Here is an 18,558-nt window from a genome sequence, read left to right on the forward strand (position 1 = left end):
TGCTCGGGCGCAAGTACCTGCGACCGTTGCCCGGCCAGGCTTCGGTCGATGCGCCCGGGTGTTCGCTCTCCTCTCGGCTGCCCACGCGGCTCGTGTGGCTCTCACCTGGTCTACACAGCCCGGGCGTCGCCCCACTACGAGCCGCGACCGCATGGGCCACCTGGGGAAGAACGGTCAGGGGACCATCTCGGTATGCAGATGCCGGCGCACGGGTCGGGACAGCCGGCGCAGGCGGGTCGGCGACAGCAGCCGGAGCGAGCCGACGGCAGACTGGGCCGATGGACGACGAGTCGTGGACGCGGGACGGGATTCGGGTACACGGTGGTGGGCCGGCCATCGGCGACGGGGCCGGGCAGCCGGTCCTTCTGCTGCTGCACGGGCTGGCCGCCAACGGCGCGGTGTGGGACGGGTGGCGTCCGGTGCTCCGGCGGCACTGGCCGGGCCGGTGGCTCGCGCCCGACCTGCCCGGTCACGGCGGCTCGGACCCCCTGGACGACTACAGGTTCCACACGCTGGCCAGCGCGGTCGCCCGCATCCTCGACCCGGGACAGCGGCTGGTCGTCCTCGGCCACTCCCTGGGCGGCGTACTCGGGTTGACCCTGGCCGGTGACAGGTTCGCCCTGCCGATCGAGGCCGTCGTCGGCCTCGGCGTCAAGGTCGCGTGGAGCGAGGAGGAACTGACCCGGTTCGCGGCACTGGCCCAGCGTCCGGTCGCCTGGTTCGACTCCCGGGGCGAAGCCGCCGCCCGCTACCTGCGGATCTCGGGCCTGGACGGGCTGCTCGACCCGGACTCCCCCACCGTCGACGCCGGCCTCCGTTCCGACGACGGCCGATGGCGGCTGGCGCTGGATCCCTCGGCGTTCGCCGTGGGCGCGCCGGACATGGTGGAGCTGCTGGCCGGGTCGCGGGCCGAGGTGACGCTGGCCCGGGGAGAACGCGACCAGATGGTCAGCCGCGAGCAGTTGACCCGGCTGGTCCCGGCACCGGTCACCCTGCCCGGGCTCGGCCACAACGCCCACGTCGAGGACCCGGCCGCCGTGTTCGAGCTGCTCCGCCCGTGTCTGGACGCGGAACGGCTACCAGATGCACGACCACTGCGGACCGGTGGAGCGACCCCGTCGGACTGATCCTGGCCTTCGGGGCCGGCAACCCTGACCGCGCGCACCTGCTCGTGCTCGACGTTCCGGCGGACGTGCGTGCCATCGACCCGGTCGGCGTCGATCGGGTCTGGGCGGCACTCACCCGGTGCCGGCCAGGAGACGACACCTCTGTTTGCGACCTTCTTCGCGGCTGCCACCGTTCCATCTCCGCGCTATGGGCAGGGATGGGCGTGGAGTGGTCAGCGCAGCCCGATCCGGGCGATCGGCTCGACGAGCTCGCGCTCCTCGTAGGCGAGGTGGGAGAGCAGCGTGTCGCTGAGCAGGTCGACGGCGGCGCGTAGCTCGGCCATGCCGTCCGGGGTGGCGACGAAGGCGACGAGCGCGCGGTCGACACCTTCGAGGACGTCGTGGATGGCGTGGTGCTCCTGCTCAAGTCGGTCGATCACCGGGGCCAGCCGAGGGTCGGCGCGCCGTAGGTGCGGAAACAGCGAGCGGTCCTCGAGGGTGTGGTGGGTGGTGACGATCCGGCAGTAGGCCTCGCAGTAGGTGCCCAGGGTCCACTTGTTCTGCCGCATGGTCATGGTGTTGATGTGCGAGCGGGCCGTGCCGACGTCCATCGCTCCGGCCGCGACCTGGTCGATGAGGTCGTGGATCTGGGCCAGCTCGGCGCGCAGCCCGTCGTGCACGTCGATCAGGTGCTGCCCGCTGGCCTCCTCGTGGGGAGTGTAGGTGCGCTGTGGGTCGGGCGCGGGCCCGACGGGGCGGGTCGACTCGTCCCACACCTGCCGGCTGGTGCGGCGGGTGCCGTCGTCGGGGGTGGGGACGACGGCGAAGGACGCGCGGGCCACGGCCGGCTGCGGCGCCGGCGGCTCTGTGGTCGTTCCCCGCACCGGAGCCACGGCAACCCTCGATGCCGGTGCCGGGGTGGCGGACCGTTCGGCGGCCACCAGCTCGCGGACGGCCGGGGCTACCTCGCCGGCGAAGCGGCGCAGGTCGTCGGGGTCGTCGCTGCCCAGGATGAAGGTGCCGATTCCGTCGCTCAGAGCAAGGTCGGCGAGCTCTTCGGCCCACTGCTCGGCTGGCCCGTGCAGCGGTCCACGGCCGACGGTGGTGAACCGGCCGTTGACGTTGAGCAGTCGGCGGATCTCCGCCGGCGACCGCCCGGCCTCCTGCGCCGCTTCGTCGATGAGCGCATTGCCGGCGGCCAGATCGCCGGGCTTCAGGTAGCTCAGCGACGGTAGCCAGCCGTCCGCCCGGCGCCCGGTGAGCGCGAGCATGCGCGGCTTGTAGGCGCCCAGCCAGATGCCGACGTCGTGGGCCGGCGCCGGGCCGCGCTTGGCACCGACCACCCGGTGGAACTCGCCGTCGATGCGGACGCCGCCGCGCGCCTCGGCGTCCCAGATCTGTCGGATGACGTCGATGGCCTCCTCCAGCGCCCGTACTCCCTGCCCGCCGGTGAGCCGCCGCCCGCCCATCGCCTCGATGGCGTCCCAGAACGCTCCGGCACCCAAACCGAGCTCCACTCGGCCACCGCTGAGCAGGTCCAGGCTGGCGACGCTACGGGCCAGCACCGCTGGCGGGCGCAGCGGCAGGTTGGTGACGTTGGCCGACAGGTGCACCGTGCTGGTGCGCGCCGCGACGAAACTCAGCAACGTCCAGGTGTCGAGGAAGCCCGGCTGGTACGGGTGATCCTGGAACGTCACCAGGTCCAGCCCCACCTGCTCGGACAGCACGGCCAGGCCTACCGTGCGCGCCGGGTCGGAGTTGGTCGGCGTAACGAACGACCCGAACCGCAGTGGGTGGCCGTACGCGCTCGTTGCCTGCTGCCCGCCGGTCCTGATCATGCTCATCCGTGTCTCCTCCTCCGGGCCTTCATCCACGCCAAGTACCGCCGGGCAGATGTTATTCCCCCGAGAAGGTTTGTATCACAGAACATCTGCGATCCGACGGTATGATGCAGGCATGACGAAGCGGCAGCGCGACTCCACGCACCTGGACAGCGACCTGGGCTGGATGCTCGGCGTCCTCTTCCGCGCCTACGTCAAGGCCTCCGAGCGCGCCCTCCACGACCTGCCCGGCGGCGCACGCGGCTACCAGGTACTCACTGCCGCGGTTGGCGACCCACCCCGCAACCAGGGCGCGATCGCCGAGGACATCGGTGTCGACCGCACTGTTCTCACCTACCTGATCGATGACCTGGAACGCCTCGACTTGGTTGTCCGCCACCCGGACCCGGCCGATCGTCGCAGCCGGCTCGTCATCGCCACCGATGCCGGCCGGGTGGCCTGGCAGCAACGCCGGGAAGCGCTCACCCGTGTCGAGGCGCACATCCTCAGCCCGCTCCCGTCCGCAGACGTCCCCGCGTTCCGGGCGATGCTGCAGCAGCTCGCCTGTAACGCGCAGACCCTCGATCCCCTCGAGGACTTGTGCGAGGTGGCGCTGCAGGTGCAGCCGACCGATGAGTGACCGGCCGATATCCGACCCTGTCCGATGATGATCGGCGGCGACGGTGGCACCGTCTCGTTGTTTCATGAGACGGCGTTCGCGCCGGCCTGCCGACGATGCATGGCGGTGGTCGACCGCCAGTTCCCGAAGCTGCTGTCGTTGCCCGCTTCGCACACGTGGCTCGGCTGGCAGCTGACAAGGTCCTCGAAAGCGCCCGCCAGGAGTAGCTGATGATCACGGATGAGACCCTCGCCCGCATCAATCAAGGGGTGCAGTTGCACCATCATCAAGGCCAGCCTGAGGCCGCTCGCGACCTGTTTGCGCAGATCTGGGATGAGATCGGCGGTGAGCGCGGCGATCCGTTGCACGTTTGCGTTCTGGCGCACTCGATGGCCGACGTGCAGGACGACGTGCACCAGGAGTTGCTCTGGGACGAGCGGGCGCTGGCAGCGGCCAGCTTGCTCACCGATGACCGGGTTGCGCAGGCTGGGGTGCCGATGTCGGTGGCTGCTCTGTATCCGTCGTTGCATCTCAACCTGGGTGAGTGTTACCGGAAGCTCGGTGATCTCGACCGTGCACGCGAGTGCCTCCAGCGTGCGCAGGCGGGGATCGACGCGCTTGGCGATGACGAGTACGCGCAGCTGATCAAGGGCGGCCTGGATCGGTTGGCGCAGGAGCTGACCGTCAGGTAGGCGTACGCCGCCGAAGAGAACCTCTGGTAGCCGGCGGCCTCGCCGGGCGGCATGACCATCCGCCCGACCGGCGGACCACCCTCCGACGACCGACCGGAGCCACATGCCGTTGCCAGTGCGCGTGAGCGACGAGCAGGACTCGATCCTGCGTACGCTGCCGCAGTGCAGATCGACCTGGTTGCCCTGATCGTCGACGAGTACGACCCTGCGATCAGGTTCTTCACCGACGTACTCGGCTTCGACCTCGTCGAGGACTCCCCGTCGCTGACCGATGACGGGCGACCCAAGCGGTGGGTCGTCGTCCGACCGCCGGGTGCTCAGACCGGGATCCTCCTCGCCCGCGCGGACGGAGAGCACCAGCGCGCCGCTGTCGGTCACCAGGCGGCCGGCCGGGTCGGGTTCTTCCTCCGCGTCGACGACTTCGACGCCACCTACCGGCGCATGACGCAGGCCGGTGTCACCTTCGTCCGGGAACCGCGGACCGAACCCTATGGTCGGGTCGCGGTCTTCCTCGACATCGCCGGCAACCGGTGGGACCTCCTCGGCGCCACCTGACGTCGCCGCACCTGACAGCCGGAGCGTCGGACCCACCGTCGGCTTCGCCACGAACCTGCGTAGGGACGGCGGTGGCCGGTGGTGGCACCCTCGACGGGTGTCACCACCGGCCGTCTCCGGCGGTCGGGGCAACCGGTCAGCCGGCGTTCACCGCCGCGCTCACCGAGGCGTTGTACAGGCTGTCGCCCTGGTAGCGGGCGGTCACCGGCTGGCCGAGGTCGCCGCTGACCGTGCCCTTGAACTGGGCGACCCCGTCGCGGACCGGTGCGGAGCCGAGGTACTTGTCGCCGGTGTAGAAGTCGACCTTGCCGGTTGCGGCGCGGTCGCTGGTGGTCACCGGGTCCACCTCGGCGGTCGCGGTGACGCGGGTACGGTGCGAGTTGCCGGCCGAGGTCGTGTCGACCTCCAGGCTGGTGGTGGTGGTACGGAACGCCACGGTGCGGAGGTAGTCGTTGAGCATCTGCCGCCAGATGTCCCAGACGTGCACACCGTCGACGTTGTGCTCGGTGACGTCGATGCCGGCGGCCCGCCAGTTCTCGGTCCGGGCGAGCGAGTTCGGGGCGATGTTGGCCAGCCAGTCCTGGAGTCCGGTGCCGACGTGGATGCCACCGGTCACGGCCTTCATCCGGTCAATCTGCTCCTGCGTCGGCGTCACCGAGCCGCCGGCCGCGCCCCAGGCGGCGTGGTAACCGACCAGGTCGGTGTTGTCGTAGAGCAGTGTGATGGCGCGGGCGCCGCCTGCGGACAGCCCACCGAAGGCGCGGTCGGTGGCGCGGGTGGAGACGTGGTAGTTCTGCTCGACGAAGGGGATGACGTTGTCCCGCAGTTCGTCGACGTAGCCCTGGTTGCCGTTCGGCAGGCCGTTGAAGTCGGTGGAGACGATGACCATCGGCTGTGCCGCGCGGTCCCGGACGGCGTTCTCCAGGATCTGGTGGGCCACGCCCTCCACGGTCCAGTCGGTGGCGTTTCCACCTCCGCCGTGGCTGAGGTACAGGGTCGGGTACGGGGTGGAGCGGTTCGGGTCGTAACCGTGTGGCAGGTAGACGACGATGTCGTGCTTGCCCACCGGGCTGGTGGACAGCGGGGAGTCGTACCACCGCTGCTCCAGCTTGCCCGCCCGGTTGGCGGCGACCGGCGCCTGGTAGTCGTTGTCGTAGGTGGGGAAACGCCTGCTGTTCGGGACGTAGACGCGACTGAGCCGCGCGCCGGTGGCCTCGGCGTGGGGCAGCACCTCCAGGGGGTTGGCCGGGTCGGGGTGCAGGGTGCAGCCGCTGGCGGTGGGGCTGGTGCAGTCGTGCGTGAACGCGTACCGGAAGGTGCCGGAGGGCAGCGGCGTGGTGAACGTCCACACGCCGTCCGTTCCCTTCTCCATCGGCAGTGCGCGCCACGGGTCGGCCAGGATGTCGTCCGGCTGCCACTGACCGCCGGGTCGGGCGTCGCCGCAACCCTGGCAGGTGACGCTCTCCGCCTTCGAGAACCACCACTCGCCGTAGATCTGGACCGACTCGACGCCGGCGGGTGCCTGGTACCTGAAGGTGACCGAATTGCCGGTCGGCGCCTGGTTGGTGTGGACGACCTTCGGTCCGAGATCCGGGGCCGGTGCCGCGGTCGCGGCGGGGGCGGTGACGGCACCGGCGGTGACCGCCAGTCCGGCGGCGAGCGACACGGTCAGTCCCTGGCGGAGCCGGCGTGTCGGCGTTGTTCGCGGGGGTGTAGGGGGCATGTGCTTTCCCTTCATCGGCTGGTCGACGAAGCGTTCGGAGGACACCGCTCCGGTGACCGGCGGTGGACGTGGCGAGGTGACGGTTCGCCCCCGGCCGTGAGTGGACCGGTCCACATCGTCCGTGTGGGGGTGGGCTGGCCGTTGCCGTCGGACTCGTCACGGTGCGCGGCCGTGTCGGGTCGTCGTGCGTCGTCCACCTGGTGGTTGACGTGATCGTCACACAAAGGTGATATCTTTGTAAATAGAAATGGTCACACCTTTGAGGGAGGTCGGAGCCGGTCGCCGACCGGGGCGCGGCGGGTGCCCGCTAACCTCTCAACAGGACGAAGTGATCGGGGATCCCTTGATGGCCGAGGCGAGTCGCGACGCGGCGCGGGCCGCGGCGCCCGTGCTGCACGACGCTGTACTCGACGCCCTCGGGCTGGAAATCACCGGCGGGCAGCACGCCCCCGGTACCGCACTCACCCTGGAGCAGCTGCAACAGCGCTTCGGCGTCTCGCGCACCGTGATGCGGGAGGCGATGCGCATCCTCGAATCGCTCAACCTCGTCGCCTCCCGCCGCCGCGTCGGCCTGGTGGTCCAGCCGATGCACCGCTGGCGGGTGCTCGACCCACGGGTCATCCGCTGGCGTCTCGACGGCCCCGGCCGCGCCGACCAGCTACGCACCCTCACCGACCTGCGGGTGGCCGTCGAGCCACTCGCCACCGCGGGCGCCGCCCGGTACGCCACCGCCGACGAGCGCGAGCGGCTGCGTACGCTGGCCACGCGGATGCGACACCTCGGCGAGGCGGGCGAACTCGATGCGTTCCTGGCTGCCGATGTCGAGTTCCACTCGCTGCTACTGCAGGCGTGCCTCAACGAGATGTTCACCGCGCTGACCGGCGTGATCGCCGAGGTGCTCGCCGGACGGACCGAGCACGGCCTGATGCCGAAATGTCCCCGGCCGGTGGCGCTCGACCTGCACGACCAGGTCGCGAACTGCGTGGCGGCCGGCGACGCCCGGGGCGCCGAGACCGCCATGCGTGAACTGGTCGAAGAGGTACGCGACGCGATCAGCACCACGCCGCCGCTGTAGCGGGCGACGCCGATCCCGGACAACGTCAGCAGGGCTACCCCGGCAGCGACCCCACTTGCCGCCGCCGCCCTGGTAGAACCGCCAGATGGATGAACTGGCTGACCCGCTGGCCGGGCTCGACGAGGTCCCGTGGGAGTCGCTGCACCACGCGTACGGGCCGGCAACCGACGTACCAGACCAGTTGCGGGCGTTGCGTTCGACGCAGGTGCCGGTTCGGCACCGTGCGTTGTCCGAGCTGTTCGGCAACGTCTACCACCAGGGCACGCGATGGGGCGCGAGCTGTCACGTGGTGCCGTTCCTGGTGGCGCTCGCCGACAATCCGGACACCCCCGGACCGGGCAGCGGTGGCCGGTCTGCTCCGTGCGGTGGCGCTCGGCGACCGACGCGACGACCAGCTGCCGTTCGACCCGCGGCGGGCCTTCGCCGCCGCCGAGGGGATCACCGACGAACAGGTGGCACTGGTGCAGCGGCACCTGGAGGCCGAGGACCTGTTCGAGCACGAGGAGGCGGCGGAGCTCGCCGACAACGTGGCGGTCCGCTGGGAGGCCGACGCGTTCCACGCCGGAGCCCGACACACCGACCGGTACGTCCGCTGGCTCGCCGAACCGGATCCACAGCTGTCCGGGTACTCCGCCGAACTACTCGCCTGGTTCGCACCCGACGACGCCACGCTGGCCGGGCTCATCGCGGTCCCGAGCGACGAGGCCCACACCGCGACCCGGGCCAGCGCCAACCTGACCCTCGGCCACCGTCCGGTCGACTCGGAGCGGACCGACGCCCGCCTTCACGGGCTACTGACCGCCAGCACCACGCTCGTCCGGGTCACGGCGGCGGTGGCGTTGGCTTACCGGCTCGGCGACCAGCTACCCGACTTGGCCCTTGACGTCCTCGCCGACGCCCGAAGTTCGGACTTCGACGCCGACGTGCCCGGCTGGGACCGCTCGATGCGCGGATTCGTGGCGCTCGCGTTGCACCGGCTCGGACTCGGCTGACTACGACGGACCTGGCCAGGCGACCATCGCATGACGAACGGTTCGCGCTCTGGTGTCGTTGTCGCCCGACCAGGAATCTTGACCTGCCATGCTGCCGCACGGTGGGAAGCCACTCCCCCACCGCGCCGCCCGGGACGGGTCAGCTTCCGCCACAGGTGGCCTACGCGGGCTGCCGGTCGGCCGGGACGCCCAGGCGCAGCAGCGGCAGGCAGGAGAGGAGCATGCCGACCGCACCCACCCACAGGGCCGCCCGGGCACCGGCGGCGGCCCCCAGCACGGTGCCCAGCAGCGCGCCCAGCGGCATCGCCCCGCCGAGCAGGAACCGCATGGTGGCGTTCATCCGGCCGAGCAGTTCGGGCGGGCACAGTTGCTGGCGCAGACTGACCTGGGCCACGTTGGAGGCCGTCGCACCCGCCCACAGCAGCAGGTAGCCGCCAGCCGCCAGCCAGATCCGGCCAACGCTGTCGATCAGGGGTGTGAGCAGCGCGAACGGCGCGGTGACAAGGAGACAGAGCCAGGCCGAGCGATACTGCCCGAGCCACTGGGCCAGTCGCCAGGCCACCACCGCGCCGAGGATCCCGCCGGTGCCGCCCGCGCTGAAGTACACGCTGGCCGTCGCCGGGGACGCGCCCAGCTCGCTGACCAGGCGTACCGGCACCATTGTGTGCAACACCAGGGCGAACATGTTGTACGCGCCGCCGGCCAGCGCCAGCACGCGCAGCACCGGATGGCGCAGCACGTAGGCCACGCCGTCCCGGATCTGCCCGGCGAGCCGGGACCGGCCGGTGGTGGCGGGCCGCACGTCGGCCGCACGGATCCGGGCCAGGTACGCGGCGGACCCGGCGAACCCCGTCGCGATCAGCAGGACGGCGGGTCCGGCGCCGGCCAGCTCGACGGCCAGCCCGGCCAGCGCGGGACCCGCGACCTGCGCCACCGCGAGGGTGGTGCTCAGGCGGGCGTTGCCCTCGACCAGTTCCTCGGGCCGCACCAGCCGCGGGAGGTAGCTCTGGTGCGCGACGTCGAAGAACACCGTGAGCACCCCGACGCCGAGGACGACGACGTACAACTGGCCGAGCGCCACGCCGCCCGACGCGGCCGGCACGGCCAGCGAGGCGATGAGCGCGGCCCGCCCCAGGTCGGTGCCGATGAGCAGCCGCCGCTGCCGCACCCGGTCGACGACCGCGCCGGCGGGCAGACCGACGACCAGGAACGCGACCGTGCCCAGCGTGCCGACCAGACCCACCTGCCACGCGGAGGCGTGCATCGGGCCGGCCGCCACCAACGGCAGCGCCACCAGGGCCATCCGGGCCCCGAACTGGCTCGCGACCGCCCCGAGCCACAGGGACCGGAAGTCGTGCTGCCGGAGCAGCCCGGAGCGGCGGTACGCCATGTCAGGTCGGCGCGGCCGTGGTCGGGACGTCGGCCGCCCGCAGCCAGGTCGCGCGCAGCAGCTCGGCGGCCCGGTCCGCCTCGATGTCGGGCCGCTCCGCGAGCAGTTCGAAGAACCGGACCAGAGCGGCACCCACCGGCTCGGCGGCCGGCAGCACCTCGGGGTCGTGGTGGACGGTCAGCTCGGGCTGCTCAGCCGACCACGTGACCGCCAGATGCACCGCGTTGTGGGCGGGGAACCCGCGCCGGCCGGCGGGCGGGCGAACGGCGCCGCGCAGCACCCGGCCCACCGGGCCGATCGTGGCGGAGCCGAGCGTGAAGGTGCGCTCCGCCGCCACCACGTTGAGCACGAGGCGACGCCGTTTGCGCAGGGCCTCGACCCCACCGAAGTCGGTCAGCCACTGGCCGAGCAGGGGCGGCGCGGCGGCGTTGGCGGCGGCGAGGCCGCGGACCCAGCCGGCGAGCGAGGGGAACGGGATGTCGTCCGGCGGCACGCTCACGACCGCCTCGTGCAGCGCGCCGGGGACCTCGAGGCTCTCCCGCGTCCACCGGCCGCCCCGCGCGTACAGCACCGGGACGTCCGCCTCGGTCCAGAGCCTGAGCAGGAACGACAGGGCTGCCAGGAGCAGGCCGGAACCGGTCGCACCGGTGAGCTCCCGGCCACGCCGGATGGCCCCCGCGGTGTCGCCACCCAGCCGCAGCGGCCAGGCGGCGGTCGCGGTGGTGTCCCGCCACGGTTTCCAGCGCCCACCGGGGAAGGCGACGGCGGGGACCTCCCGGCTCATCGCCTCCGCCCAGAACTCCCGGGAGGCGGACCGCCGCGAGTCCGCAGCGACCTCGGCCACGTGCGCGAAGAACGAGGGCACCGGCGGCGGCCTGCGCTCGGGATGCTCGTACGCCGCAGCCGCGTGGCGCACGAACCGGGTGTGCGTCGCGTGATCGGCGAAGCCGTGGTCCACCACGAGAGCGAGCGCGTGCTCGTCCGGCGCCAGCCGCACCAGGCAGGCACCGGCCAGCGGGTCGTGGCGCAGGTCGATCGGCGCGTACACCGCGACGCCGAGCGCCGCCCCGGCCGCCTCCAGCCGCCGGTCCGCCGGCATGTGGGCACAGTCCACCGTGGTCACCGGAAACGGCTGCTCGGCCCCGCACACCAGCTCGGGGCCCGGGGCGAACCGGGCTCGCCACACGTCGTTGCCGGCGGCGACGGCCCGCATGGCGGCGGCCAGGCGGGGCACGTCCACCTCGCCGCGGACGTGCCACAGCGTCCAGGCCCGGGGCATCGGGTTGTGCCGGGGCAGGCCGGCCTCGTCGGTGTCGCTCAGCAGCAGCAGTTCACGCTGCGCTCCGTAGGGCGGCACCCCCACCCGGCTCACCCCTCGAAGGCGGGCAGCCGTGACCACGCCGACTGGCTCGCGGCCCAGGCTGCCAGCACTCCCCGGTCATCGGGCAGCTGGCCGCGCAGGTGCAGGTCGCGCAGCCGGCGCAGCGGCGTCACGCCGGTCGGCCAGTGCGCGAGCGACCGGCGGTAGCACTCGACGGCCAGGTCGGCCCGGCCCAGCTGCTCATGCACCTGGCCGGCGTTGAACCAGGAGATGCGGCCGTACGGGAACTGCAGGTGCGCGGCCCGCAGGTACGCGTCGAGCGCGCCGCTGACGTCGCCGGCCTGGTATCGCAGCTCCCCCGCGGTAAGCCAGGTCTTCGGGTCGATCGGGTCGATCCGCTCCGCCAACTCGTCCACCAGGGCCAGCGCGGTGTCGCGTTCGCCGAGGTACGTGTAGGTGCGGACGGCGGTCTCCACGGCCGGGAAGTAGTTGTCCGCGGCGATGACCCGGGTGTGCTCGTCGTGCCCGGTCAGCTCCCGGGCGATGCCGAGCCACCGGTCCATGTCGGCGCGCAGCAGGTCGCGGTCGCCGGTGAGGAACGGCAGGAACCCCATGGCCCGGAACCATCTGCTGGTCATGATCGCGGCGTCGAACTCCGACACCTCGGCCAGTGCGGTGTACCGGGCCAGGTCCTCCTCGCCGAGCTTGCGCCAGCGGGCAATGGTTTCGGGCTCCCGGCGCCGGGCCGCGTTGACCGTGGCGTTGATGGTGGTAACCACCCTCGTACGGGCGTACCGGACGTCGTCGCCGAGCTGGTCGTACAGCGTGCGGAAGTGCGGCTCCAGCTCGGCCGCGTGCCCCGTGGTGAGCATCTGCTCGGCGAAGATCCAACTGGCCAGCGCGTACGCGCCCACGGGGTCGCGCACCGGCACGTCCGGCCCGGGAAGGATCTGCTGCGCCTCGGCGTGGAAACCCACGGCGGACAGCAGCCGGCCCAGCAGCGCCCGGTCCAGCAGCGGCAGGTCCGACGCGTTGGCCAGCCGGTCCCGCACCTCGGGCGGGCAGCCGTCGGGCGCCGCCAGCCAGGTCCGGTAGTCGGCCGAGGCGCCACCGGAGGCGTACCCGTACACCGCAGCTGTCGCCTGCATCTCGTCGCGGAACATGGCGGCCGTCGCCCGCTGCGGGTGGATCTCCCGGAACCACGGCTCGCGACGCTCCAGCACGGCGGCGTACGACATCAACGGCGTGTGTATCGCGACCGGCGGAGAGTCGACCGGGTCGAGGATCTCGCTCGGGCTCAGGTCGAGGAACGGCCGGTAGCGTTCGAGCGGAAGCGGACGCGCCCCGGCCGCCGACTCTCGCACCGCGACCGCCCAACGCACCGCGTCGGCGCAGACCGTGCCACCCAACGCCGGACGCCGCGCCACGAGCACCTCCAACCGGTCCCGCTCCTCGCGGCGATCCGAGGCGAGCAGGTCGGCCAGCGCCCCCACCAGCTCGCCGGTGTCGGCTGTCGCCGCCGGCCCGCCGGTGTTGTCGGCTGTCGCGGCCGTTCCGCCGGTGCCGGCTGTCTCCGCAGGCCCGGCGCCCTCGACGGCCGCAGTGGGGGTCGCCAGGTCGAGCAGTCCGGCCACCGCTGCGGTCCGCTCCGCCAGCCCGGTCCGAGCGGCCACCCGGTAGTGGGTGCGGGCCGCCTCCTGGTCGCCCGCCGCCCGGGCCGCGTCCGCCGCGAGGAGCCAGGTCGCCGCGCCGGTCGGATCGAGGGCGAGGGCGACGCCGGCGAACTCGCGCGCCGGCCCGGTGCCGGTCGCGCCGGTCCCGCTCAGGGCGGCGCGGGCGGCGGCCCGCAGCAGCGCCAGCGCGGCGTCGCGCGCGAGGAAGTCGTCCCGGTCCGTCCCCAGATCGCGGACGACGGCGCGGACCGTGTCGGCCTCGGGCCCCGGCTCGCCCGGGCAGCGCAGCCGCACGGCGAGGATCCGGGCCTGGGCGACCATGCCGAGCCGGTCGCCGGCCAGGCCGGCGGCCAGGGACTCCGCCGCAGCGAGGGCCTCTCCGGCCGGCTGCCCGCTCGTCGCGGCATGCCCGGCCCGGGCCAGTGCGGTGGCGAGGCGGACCGGCAGGCCCGCCGCCTCGGGCGGCACCGGGGGAAGTGGTTGCCGGCCGTCCTCGGCGAGCAGGAGGTCCCGCCAGGCGCGCACCGGGGACGGTGCGTCCGCACCGAGGCGCCACAGCAGTTTCGCGGCGTCTTGCCGGCGTCCCAGCGCGCGCATCAGTCGGGCTGCCCACAGGAGGCCGGCGTGCTCCTCGGTCTCGAGCCGCTCACGCACCTCGGGTGGCGCGACGAGTGGGTCCTCGGCGTCGAGCAGGCCGGAGCGGTGCATCGCGCGGCGCAGGCCGGCGGGCGGCGCATGTGCGGGCAACCAGCCGCACGGGTCTGGCTGGCCGGCACAGAACAGTGCCGTTTCGGCGACCAGGGCCGGCGGGACCGAGGGGTCGGCGGTCAGGTCGATGAGCGGGCGTAGCGGCAACGCCGCCGGATCCTCCCAGGTGGTGTCGGCCATCCCTTTCCTCCCGCCCGGTCGGTTGGTTCGGTGCCGAGGGGCGGACACGCGGCGACGGGACAGCCCGCGTCCGCCCGGTTGGTGACCGGCGGGTCAGTTGATGACGGCGTTGATCAGACCCACGGCGGTTCCTTCGAGGTCCTCGTAGCGCTCCATAATCGACACCTCCTCCCGCTCGGGCGAGGAAGACGGGCGATGACGGCCCCTGATCCCGCCATTTTCACCCAGCCAACAACCATCGTCAATCCATTGAGGACACTCAACGGCGACCCCGGGACGCGGTGCGCGCCCCGGGGCATCCGGCCCTAATGCCGGACAACCGAGGGGCCGATGATCCGCGCGACCAACTCCGGCACCCACTCGACGTACTCGACCTCTGCCCCACCAGCATGCCGGGCGTACAGGTAGCGGCCGGTCGGGCTCGTCGCCTCCGGCGTGGTGATCTCGCCGCCCACAGCGGAGAGCCCGGCGACGACGGCGTCCAGATCATCCACGATCACGGTCGCGGAGGCGTGCCCGTAACGGGCCCGTTCCTCCGGTGGGCCAGCGATCACCAGAAAGTCGCCGATCGCGGCCAACTCGATCGCGTCGAATGCGAACCGCAGATCCGGCTCCGCGCCGACCAGGGTCCGCAGCGACGGCAGCGAGACGTCGAGGTCATCCACCCAGAGCCGGGCGTACGTCTTCAGGACGGCCATATCCACTCCTGTACGTTGAGATTGCCGACCAGACCGTACGGCGATTGCTACTGATGGGGTAAGTACGCACTTTTTGGTAAGTGGCGATGCGAAGGAGGGACGGCGAATGGACGAGCCGTTCCCCGGCACGCCGACGGCAGCACAGATGGCGCAGGTGCACCAGGTGGCTCGCGAGGTGTTCGACGTGGTCGGCACCAAGTGGGCGGTGCCGGTCATCGAAGCCATCGGCACCGACACACGCCGCTTCGGCGAACTGCACCGGCAGGTCGCCGGCATCAGCCACCGACTGCTCACCGCGACCCTGCGGCAGCTGGAGCGACACGGAGTAGTCGATCGAACCCTTCATCCCACCGTGCCACCACGCACCGAATACCGGCTCACACCTGCCGGCCGGGAGCTGCACGTCACGATCAATGGCTTCTGCCGGTGGAGCCGCCGGCACCTGGACGAGATCCTGGCCTCACGACGCCGCTTCGAGCAGGATTGACATCCTCCCCGCCTTAAAGGGCGGGGATTCCCTTGGTCGCCCTTGGGTTTTCCTGCTTCGCAGACGACCGCCCCGTCCGAGAGGACTCTCGTTGAGGTCTTACACCGCCTCCACAGGCAATCACGGAGAGCCCCTCCGCGAGAATGTTGCGGGCCGCGTTGACATCCCGGTCATGGGTCTGCCCGCATCGGCAGGTCCACGACCGGACGTTCAGCGGCATCCGCTCCGCGAGCCCACCGCACGCCGAGCACAGCTTGGACGACGGAAACCAGCGGTCCACCACCACGAGGTCGCGGCCATACCAGTCCGCCTTGTATTCGAGCAGGGTGCGGAACTGCCACCAGGCCGCGTCGCTGACGGCGCGGGCCAGGCTGTGGTTCTTGACCATGTTGCGCACGGTCAGGTCCTCGATCACGATCGTTTGGTTCTCACGAACGAGTCGAGTAGTCAGCTTGTGCAGGTGATCCCTGCGCCGGTCGGTAATCCGGGCGTACACGCGGGCGACCGTGCGTCGGGCCTTGGCCCGGTTCGCCGACCCCTTCCCCTTCTTCGCCAAGGCGCGCTGAGCGCGAGCCAACCGCGCCCGGTCTCGGCGCTCGTGCTTCGGGTTTACGATCTTCTCTCCGGTGGAGAGGGTCAGCAGGCTGTCGATCCCCGCGTCAACGCCGACCATGCCCGAGGCTGGAGCCTGCTCGATCACGTCGTCGCAGAGCAGGGACACAAACCAGCGTCCGGCCGGGTCCTGCGACACGGTGACCGTGGACGGCGACGCGCCCTCGGGAAGCGGCCGCGACCACACGATGTCCAGCGGCTCGGTCATCTTCGCCAGGGTGAGCCGGCCATCTCGCCAGCGGAACGCGCTGGTGGTGTATTCCGCCGAGCGGCGCGACTTCTTCTTGCTCTTGAAGCTGGGGTATCGGGCGCGTTTGGCGAAGAAGTTGGTGAACGCGACCTGCAGATGCCGCAGCGCCTGCTGCAACGGCACCGACGACACCTCATTGAGGAATGCCAGTTCGTCGGTCTTCTTCCAGGTGGTCAGCAGCGCCGAGGTGGTGTGGTAGTTGATTCGCTCCTGGCGCAGCGTCCACGCTTCGGTGCGGGCGGCCAACGCGAGGTTGTAGACCTTTCGGACGCACCCGAACGTGCGGGCAAGCTCGGCGGCCTGCGCATCGGTCGGGTAGAAGCGGTACTTGAATGCCCGCTTCACGGCCCTGGACATGCCTCACAAACTAGCACAATAATTAATGAGACTTCCGGTTGGGGTGGGCTGGACGCCTATCCGCCTTGACGGCGAATTGGCTATTCCTGCCCTGCTCCGCAGGGGTCCCGTTTCCTCCCCCGCGTGAAGGCGAGGGTATCCACGAAAGAAGAACCGATGACTCCCAGGTCTCGCACCGGTAGGTGACAGGACCGCGACCACTCCCCCACGGCCTCACCGATCTTCCGCGGGTGGCGCATGCGGACACTGCCACCTGACGCGCTGTCTCCGGCCCGCGCGGTCAGTCGTCGATCGCCTGGTAGACGGCGGTCCAGAGGTCGCGCCACATGGGCAGTGTCTGGTCGCCCGCGTGGGCCCGCTGCATGAGGAAGATCGCCGTCAGGTCCTCGGCGGGATCGTTGTACCAGGCCGTGCCGTAGTAACCGGGCCATCCGTAGCTGCCGACCGACGGGCCGAGGTGCGTACGGCGGGTGCGGACCGACATCCCGAAACCCCAGCCCATGGTGTCGAAGTACCCGGGCCAGAACCCGGAGACCGCCTTCTGCGCCGGAGTCAGATGGTCGCTGGTCATCAGCGTCACCGACGGCCGCGAGAGCACCCGCTCGCCGAGGTGGGCACCACCGGCGAGCAGCGCCGAGGCGAAGGCGAGGTAGTCGTCGGCGGTGGAGACGAGCCCGCCGCCACCTGACTCGAACACCGGCGGCCGACTCCACCGCCCGTCGGGGGCGTCCTCGACGACCGGCTCACCGGTGGCGGCGTTGTCGCGCTCGTACGCCGTCGCCAACCGGCCGAGACTCTCGCCGCCCACGCTGAACGCGGTGTCGGTCATGCCGAGCGGCCCACAGATCCGCCCGCGCAGGGCGTCCCCGAAGGACATGCCGGTGGCCCGGGCGATGAGCACACCGGTCACGTTGGCGGCGGTGTCGTACATCCAGCGCTCTCCGGGCTGGTGGACGAGCGGCAGCGCGCCGAGCTGGCGGATCCACCCGTCCGGTGACGACCGGACGAGCCCGTCCAACGCGTCGGCGATCGGGACCGTTCCGGGCTCGGCAGGGACCATGCCGGTGCCGAGGGTGGAGGTCAGCAGATCCCGCAGCGTGATCGGGCGTTCCGCCGCGACGGTGTCCTCCAGCGGCCCGTCCGGGTCGGCGAGCACGGTCATGTCCGCCAGCTCCGGAAGGAGGTCGTCGACCGGGTCGTCGAGACGGAGGGTGCAGTCCTCGACGAGTGTCATCGCACACGCGGCGACGATGGTTTTCGTCATCGAGCCCAGGCGGCAGATCGTGTCGCCCGCCATCGGCGTCCGCGCCCCCGGGCCCTCGAAGGCGAGATTGCCCGTTGCCTCGACATGCACCTCGCCCCTGCGGGCGAGGACGGCCACCACGCCCGGGACGAAGCCGGAGTCGACGTGACGGTGGAGCAGCTGCCGCACCTGAGTCAGCCTCTTCGACGAGAAGCCACCAGCAGTCACCTGTCTCCTCCTCATTCCGTCCGTTGGAAGCTACCCGGTGCGCGACGACCGCACGCACCGCGAGAACGTCAGGAAGAGGCCCCGTCCGATGTGGGGAAGACCGCCCCGTCCGCCGTGGGACGCGGCGCTGGTTGCAGCTTCGTACCCAGCGCGAGGCACACCGCGTGGGCGGCCGCGACCGTGACGTCTCCGTCAGCGGTGTCCACCGGAAAATCCACGATCTTCGTCACGGTGACCTGAGACCACCGGGTCTTCCCACGCGCGTGAGCGCATACCGCACACCCTCGACCGCTTCCGCCACCAACCGATCGTTGACTGGCCGTTCGATCACCGCTCGCGGTCCGTAGACATCCCGCAACCAGGTGAAGGCATCCGGTGCGACACTCACCTCGTCACGGTCGGCCGGCTCAATCGCGACAGCCACATCCGCCGCATGTTCCATCCGACCGACCATCTGCCGAAGGCGGAACTCTCCCTGCACGGGCAGAGGGTACCGGTGCCCGTTTGTTCGCCCGAGGGATTACCCGCCCGCCTGACGCGCCGTCGTTCACCCCAGTAGCCACCCCTACCAGGGTCACTCCTACACCAGTTCGGTCTCCCAATCTTCGAATGGCGGATCGACGACGTAGTCAGGGTCACAGTACCGACGCACGTACTGGGCTGCCCGGTACATGGCATCTCCAGTGTTCGTCACGGTGCCATTGTCGGTTCCGCCTGAAAACTGACCACGTGGTTCCGGCTGAATCGGGACCACCTCCTGAAGCATCGGGAGGTGCTGAGCGTGGAGGACTGGGCGGAGATCCGGCGGCTGCGGCGGTCGGAGGGTATG

At 71.3% G+C, this 18,558-nt stretch carries 17 protein-coding genes; 7 read left to right on the forward strand and 10 right to left on the reverse strand.

The features are described 5' to 3' along the window. Window positions 1-278 precede the first annotated feature (278 nt). A complete protein-coding gene (locus QSK20_RS19670; RefSeq protein WP_285790057.1) occupies window positions 279-1,127 on the forward strand; it encodes an alpha/beta fold hydrolase in 849 nt (282 codons plus the stop codon). 212 nt (window positions 1,128-1,339) lie between these two features. Here QSK20_RS19670 and QSK20_RS19675 read toward each other — a convergent pair whose 3' ends face one another. Next, window positions 1,340-2,950 carry an LLM class flavin-dependent oxidoreductase gene (locus QSK20_RS19675; protein ID WP_285790058.1) on the reverse strand — a complete coding sequence of 537 codons (1,611 nt, stop codon included), beginning with the start codon at window positions 2,948-2,950 and terminating at the stop codon, window positions 1,340-1,342. Window positions 2,951-3,062: 112 nt separating this feature from the next. Between QSK20_RS19675 and QSK20_RS19680 the strand changes: the two genes are divergently transcribed. From QSK20_RS19680 to QSK20_RS19690, 3 genes are all read left to right on the forward strand, one after another. Next, window positions 3,063-3,566 carry a MarR family winged helix-turn-helix transcriptional regulator gene (locus QSK20_RS19680; RefSeq protein WP_285790059.1) on the forward strand — a complete coding sequence of 168 codons (504 nt, stop codon included), beginning with the start codon at window positions 3,063-3,065 and terminating at the stop codon, window positions 3,564-3,566. Window positions 3,567-3,775: 209 nt separating this feature from the next. Continuing rightward, window positions 3,776-4,237, forward strand: coding sequence for a tetratricopeptide repeat protein (locus tag QSK20_RS19685; RefSeq protein ID WP_285790060.1), 462 nt, complete (start codon window positions 3,776-3,778; stop codon window positions 4,235-4,237). A gap of 162 nt (window positions 4,238-4,399) precedes the next feature. Beyond that, window positions 4,400-4,792, forward strand: coding sequence for a VOC family protein (locus QSK20_RS19690; RefSeq protein ID WP_285790061.1), 393 nt, complete (start codon window positions 4,400-4,402; stop codon window positions 4,790-4,792). 136 nt (window positions 4,793-4,928) lie between these two features. Here the strand turns inward: QSK20_RS19690 and QSK20_RS19695 are convergent, their stop codons facing one another. Further along, on the reverse strand, window positions 4,929-6,515 hold the full coding sequence (locus tag QSK20_RS19695) for an alpha/beta hydrolase-fold protein (protein WP_285790062.1): 1,587 nt from the start codon (window positions 6,513-6,515) through the stop codon (window positions 4,929-4,931). A 346-nt stretch (window positions 6,516-6,861) separates the two neighbouring features. On the opposite strand from QSK20_RS19695, the gene QSK20_RS19700 reads away from it, so the two are divergent. Both QSK20_RS19700 and QSK20_RS19705 read left to right on the forward strand, forming a co-directional pair. Further along, window positions 6,862-7,590, forward strand: a complete 729-nt coding sequence (locus QSK20_RS19700) for a FadR/GntR family transcriptional regulator (RefSeq protein WP_285790063.1) — start codon at window positions 6,862-6,864, stop codon at window positions 7,588-7,590. A gap of 344 nt (window positions 7,591-7,934) precedes the next feature. After that, window positions 7,935-8,582 (forward strand): hypothetical protein, encoded by a 648-nt coding sequence (locus QSK20_RS19705; protein ID WP_285790064.1) that lies wholly within the window; start codon window positions 7,935-7,937, stop codon window positions 8,580-8,582. Between the two features lie 160 nt (window positions 8,583-8,742). Here the strand turns inward: QSK20_RS19705 and QSK20_RS19710 are convergent, their stop codons facing one another. From QSK20_RS19710 to QSK20_RS19725, 4 genes are all read right to left on the reverse strand, one after another. Beyond that, complete coding sequence (locus QSK20_RS19710; RefSeq protein ID WP_285790065.1) at window positions 8,743-9,972, reverse strand: MFS transporter; 1,230 nt, start codon at window positions 9,970-9,972, stop codon at window positions 8,743-8,745. A gap of 1 nt (window position 9,973) precedes the next feature. Further along, window positions 9,974-11,335, reverse strand: a complete 1,362-nt coding sequence (locus QSK20_RS19715; RefSeq protein WP_285790066.1) for a condensation domain-containing protein — start codon at window positions 11,333-11,335, stop codon at window positions 9,974-9,976. A 5-nt stretch (window positions 11,336-11,340) separates the two neighbouring features. Further along, entirely contained in the window at window positions 11,341-13,854 is a 2,514-nt protein-coding gene (locus tag QSK20_RS19720; protein ID WP_285790067.1) for a tetratricopeptide repeat protein, read from the reverse strand. 305 nt (window positions 13,855-14,159) lie between these two features. Next, window positions 14,160-14,552: a VOC family protein gene (locus tag QSK20_RS19725; protein WP_285790068.1), complete on the reverse strand. Its 393-nt coding sequence runs from the start codon at window positions 14,550-14,552 to the stop codon at window positions 14,160-14,162. Window positions 14,553-14,658: 106 nt separating this feature from the next. Between QSK20_RS19725 and QSK20_RS19730 the strand changes: the two genes are divergently transcribed. Continuing rightward, window positions 14,659-15,039: a winged helix-turn-helix transcriptional regulator gene (locus tag QSK20_RS19730; protein ID WP_285790069.1), complete on the forward strand. Its 381-nt coding sequence runs from the start codon at window positions 14,659-14,661 to the stop codon at window positions 15,037-15,039. A gap of 13 nt (window positions 15,040-15,052) precedes the next feature. Here QSK20_RS19730 and QSK20_RS19735 read toward each other — a convergent pair whose 3' ends face one another. The 4 genes from QSK20_RS19735 to QSK20_RS32280 form a co-directional block, all read right to left on the reverse strand. After that, complete coding sequence (locus QSK20_RS19735; protein WP_285790070.1) at window positions 15,053-16,258, reverse strand: RNA-guided endonuclease InsQ/TnpB family protein; 1,206 nt, start codon at window positions 16,256-16,258, stop codon at window positions 15,053-15,055. A 280-nt stretch (window positions 16,259-16,538) separates the two neighbouring features. Further along, a complete protein-coding gene (locus QSK20_RS19740; RefSeq protein ID WP_285790071.1) occupies window positions 16,539-17,690 on the reverse strand; it encodes a serine hydrolase domain-containing protein in 1,152 nt (383 codons plus the stop codon). Window positions 17,691-17,955: 265 nt separating this feature from the next. Beyond that, entirely contained in the window at window positions 17,956-18,210 is a 255-nt protein-coding gene (locus QSK20_RS19745; RefSeq protein WP_285790072.1) for a hypothetical protein, read from the reverse strand. 99 nt (window positions 18,211-18,309) lie between these two features. Further along, entirely contained in the window at window positions 18,310-18,495 is a 186-nt protein-coding gene (locus tag QSK20_RS32280; RefSeq protein WP_502888951.1) for a DUF7677 family protein, read from the reverse strand. Window positions 18,496-18,558: the final 63 nt, after the last annotated feature.

Source organism: Micromonospora sp. NBRC 101691 (assembly GCF_030269285.1).
Lineage (GTDB): Bacteria > Actinomycetota > Actinomycetes > Mycobacteriales > Micromonosporaceae > Micromonospora > Micromonospora echinospora.

Coding starts and splice junctions, on each gene's coding strand:
- QSK20_RS19730 (WP_285790069.1), top strand. CDS start 14,659: ATGGACGAGCCGTTCCCCGGCACGCCGACGGCAGCACAGATGGCGCAG.
- QSK20_RS19680 (WP_285790059.1), top strand. CDS start 3,063: ATGACGAAGCGGCAGCGCGACTCCACGCACCTGGACAGCGACCTGGGC.
- QSK20_RS19700 (WP_285790063.1), top strand. CDS start 6,862: ATGGCCGAGGCGAGTCGCGACGCGGCGCGGGCCGCGGCGCCCGTGCTG.
- QSK20_RS19725 (WP_285790068.1), bottom strand. CDS start 14,552: ATGGCCGTCCTGAAGACGTACGCCCGGCTCTGGGTGGATGACCTCGAC.
- QSK20_RS19710 (WP_285790065.1), bottom strand. CDS start 9,972: ATGGCGTACCGCCGCTCCGGGCTGCTCCGGCAGCACGACTTCCGGTCC.
- QSK20_RS19670 (WP_285790057.1), top strand. CDS start 279: ATGGACGACGAGTCGTGGACGCGGGACGGGATTCGGGTACACGGTGGT.
- QSK20_RS19675 (WP_285790058.1), bottom strand. CDS start 2,950: ATGAGCATGATCAGGACCGGCGGGCAGCAGGCAACGAGCGCGTACGGC.
- QSK20_RS19685 (WP_285790060.1), top strand. CDS start 3,776: ATGATCACGGATGAGACCCTCGCCCGCATCAATCAAGGGGTGCAGTTG.
- QSK20_RS19735 (WP_285790070.1), bottom strand. CDS start 16,258: ATGTCCAGGGCCGTGAAGCGGGCATTCAAGTACCGCTTCTACCCGACC.
- QSK20_RS19695 (WP_285790062.1), bottom strand. CDS start 6,515: ATGCCCCCTACACCCCCGCGAACAACGCCGACACGCCGGCTCCGCCAG.
- QSK20_RS32280 (WP_502888951.1), bottom strand. CDS start 18,495: ATGCTTCAGGAGGTGGTCCCGATTCAGCCGGAACCACGTGGTCAGTTT.
- QSK20_RS19720 (WP_285790067.1), bottom strand. CDS start 13,854: ATGGCCGACACCACCTGGGAGGATCCGGCGGCGTTGCCGCTACGCCCG.